This window comes from Paraburkholderia sediminicola (assembly GCF_046027355.1).
Taxonomy (GTDB): Bacteria; Pseudomonadota; Gammaproteobacteria; order Burkholderiales; family Burkholderiaceae; genus Paraburkholderia; species Paraburkholderia sediminicola_B.
The window spans coordinates 1-334 of the sequence record NZ_JAQQEK010000155.1 but is presented as its reverse complement, the minus strand read 5'-3'; the positions used below and the strand labels follow the sequence as shown (position 1 = coordinate 334).

Annotated in this window: 1 tRNA gene; it reads right to left on the bottom strand. The window is 47.3% G+C overall.

The window, feature by feature from the left end:
• Positions 1 to 244: 244 nt before the first annotated feature.
• Positions 245 to 320 (bottom strand) — tRNA-Ala (locus PQR42_RS45695).
• Positions 321 to 334: the final 14 nt, after the last annotated feature.

Below are 334 nucleotides of genomic sequence, written 5' to 3'. Positions count from 1 at the left end.
AAGCAATCTTTCGATCACCTTTAAAATACATTGATACAATCACAACCCTGATTCACCTACTCGGACACCCATCTCTAAGTATCCTTTCGTGAATCTCTTTACTACTTCTTCCTGATTGTTAAAGAACGACAGCCGATATAAAGCTCTGCTTCATATCACTCTGACTGGCTCAATCGCCAATGCCTGTTTCACTACACCGCAAACCCCTTTCAAGGTTCGCCGCAGTAAAACCGGCATTGAGGATTGGTGGAGGATGACGGGATCGAACCGACGACCCCCTGCTTGCAAAGCAGGTGCTCTCCCAGCTGAGCTAATCCCCCAGTCATGCAACTTC